This is a genomic window from Flavobacterium caeni, assembly GCF_900101895.1.
Classification (GTDB): domain Bacteria; phylum Bacteroidota; class Bacteroidia; order Flavobacteriales; family Flavobacteriaceae; genus Flavobacterium; species Flavobacterium caeni.
The window spans coordinates 8760-11524 of sequence record NZ_FMVF01000028.1 but is presented as its reverse complement, the minus strand read 5'-3'; the positions used below and the strand labels follow the sequence as shown (position 1 = coordinate 11524).

The following is a 2765-nucleotide window of genomic DNA, read 5'->3' as shown; positions in this document are numbered from 1 at the left end:
AGAGCTTTGAATTATAATGGAAAATAAAATTACCGAAAGTATAGTTTTCATATTGTTCGATTTAACGAATAACTTCCAAAATGTCGCCCAACGTTTCGCCTATTTGCGCAGGAGCGGAAATAGGAGCAGAGTATTCTCTGCTAAGATAGAACTTTCTTGGTTTGAAAAATGTTCCAACTTACTAAATACCAGCTCTTGCGTAAAAAGGCTGTTGTGTGCCGTTCAATCATTATCTCTGTTCGAGCGTTTTTAAAATTTGTCTAAGTTTGACTTTCGCGGTTTTTGATAAGTTAAGACGATTGACTTGTAAAGTTGCTTTTCTAAACTTTTAATGTCGAGATACGATAGTTTAATATCCAATTCAGGAAATGACCATTTTGCAATATATTTCGGTGTTTCTAATTTTATGGAGGGCTTTCCATATTTTTCAGTAAGACTCACTTCTAATTCTTGTATCGTGCCCATCATATCTATTGGATCTTCTTTCGTTACATTGATTTGAGCCAATTTCTTTGTCTTTTCGTCAAAAAGAAAAGAAACAGTAAAATTAACATAGCCAAGTTCATAATTGTCAATTTGAAAAGGACAATACCATTCTCCGTTTGCACCATATTTACCAACAGTTTGCAAAATCGTTAGTTCGTTTCCATATTTCTGTTTTACGTCGGTTTCCGTGCTATCCCACGATAAGTTTCTCCATCCTTTATGAGTTGGTATAGAAGTCTTGCCAGATTTTGTGGTTGTTTGGGATTGACTAAAAGCCAAATTTGAAAGCAATATGAAAGCTATCAGAAAGTTTATTCTTTTCATTTTTGGTTTTTTAAATGTATATTTAGTTGCGGATTTCTATAAATGGCACACAACGTTTCGCGCATTTGCGTGGTCGCGTCAGAGCGAACCGAGTTCTGTCTGCCGAAGATAAACAAAGTTCGTGAAACTGAAACCTTCCGGCCACCGAAAACAAGCGATCACGTAAATGCGCTGTTACATGGACGGCGCCAACCGCTGAAATTGAGTCATTCGATTAAAGATTTTCATTTGAATGAACTCAGCGCATCGAGAATCATATGGAAATCTTAGGCTCTGCAAATATGTTTTTAAAACTCAGCGCAACGGAAATCATATGGAAATTTTAGGCTCAGTGAATGTATTTTTAAAACTCAGCGCAACGGAATCATATGGAAATCTTAGGCTCTGCAAATATGTTTTTAAAACTCAGCGCAACGGAAATCATATGGAAATTTTAGGCTCAGTAAATGTATTTTTTAAACTCAGCGCAAAGGAAATCATATGGAAATCTTAGGCTCCGCAAATATATTTTTAAACTCAGCGCAACGGAAATCATATGGAAATTTTAGGCTCAGTAATGTATTTTTTAAACTCAGCGCAAAGGAAATCATATGGAAATCTTAGGCTCCGCAAATATATTTTTGAACTCAGCGCAACGGAAATCATGTGGAAATTTTAGGCTCTACAATTAAAATTCAGCTCAAAGAAAATCATATGAAAATTAACGATAAAGATTGGCTGGTGAAGTTAATTCTGCACGACGATCTTCCGGTTTTCCTCGGCGCTGTCATGTAACGTTAGGCCGCTTCACGCAGTTGCCGATCAATGCGGAGCCGAGTTCGCTCGGTGAAGATAAAACAATCTTCGTGAAAACCAAACGTTCAACTTACTGAAAACGCGGCAATTGCTTGAAACGGCGGTTGGCTGCAGTGGCTTACTCCCAAGTTATTTTTGGATTTGGTCGTTTTACTTTATATTGTCGTTCATTTATCTCGGAAAACATTAATCCAGTTGCTCCAATTTCAATCAATTTATTCATCAATTCTTCTGAAACATAAGTCATCCAAGAATATCTAAGCTCAAAAAAGTCTAAGCTTTTGTCAAAATTTTTGTTTAAAAAGATATGTTCAGTTTGATTAATTCCTAAATGATCTTTTTTGAGTTCGGTCTTCTCATAATTAATCCAATGCTCATTATTAGTGATGTAGAAAAAATCAAAATTAAAAGCAAAGTATTGTGCGTTTACTTTTTTTTGAGTTTTAATAATTCCAAGAAACTTTGTTGGCATAAATACATCAACAGGATAAAACTTATGTTTTGGCAAATTGAATTGTTCTAAAACTTCTTTAACTCTTCTCGAAACACAGAATTTTTCAATTGGACCAAATATGAAATCATTCAATTTATTAAATTCTGGATCGTCATAAATTGTTTGTGATAATTTGGGAATAAATGATGGAAAGTCTCTATTTTCATGAATATAACTTCTTAATGCGGATGAAGAATGTTTATCATTATAATTATAGCCATCAGGAAATTCAGCTGCACTTTCATCACTAACTTCTAAAACGTAATATTTTTTCATGGAAGATTTTTTATGCGGTTCTCTTGCTATTGCAGCCAACGTTCCCTGCATTTGCGCAGGAGCGGAAATAGGAGCAGAGTTCTGTCTGCCAAGATACAACTTTCTTGGTTTGGACAAACGCTCAAATTACTCAAAACCAGCTCTTGCGTAAATGCAGTGTTAGCGGGTCGTTGTTTACTTTTCTACAAGTTTCCTTAATCCGTCAATTACTACTGCCCAATTTTCAGAAGAATGTTTTGCTTTTTCTTCATCATAGTTTGATTGCGTGATAATCAATTCTGTTCCGCCTTTTGTTTGAGTTACTTCATAAGAAACTAATAGGTAATTTTCGGGTTTATCATCCAATCCACTCCAACTACTCAAATAAGTATAAGAAAGTTTCTTGTTGGGT

General features: G+C 35.1%; 3 protein-coding genes. All 3 read right to left on the bottom strand.

The features are described 5' to 3' along the window. Window positions 1-249: 249 nt before the first annotated feature. Window positions 250-810: a hypothetical protein gene (locus BLP55_RS15705; RefSeq protein ID WP_091146992.1), complete on the bottom strand. Its 561-nt coding sequence runs from the start codon at window positions 808-810 to the stop codon at window positions 250-252. A 913-nt stretch (window positions 811-1723) separates the two neighbouring features. Beyond that, a complete protein-coding gene (locus BLP55_RS15695; RefSeq protein ID WP_091146988.1) occupies window positions 1724-2473 on the bottom strand; it encodes a hypothetical protein in 750 nt (249 codons plus the stop codon). 75 nt (window positions 2474-2548) lie between these two features. Next, window positions 2549-2765 (bottom strand): SRPBCC domain-containing protein (locus BLP55_RS15690; protein WP_211516842.1); only part of this gene is annotated, 217 nt, incomplete at its 5' end.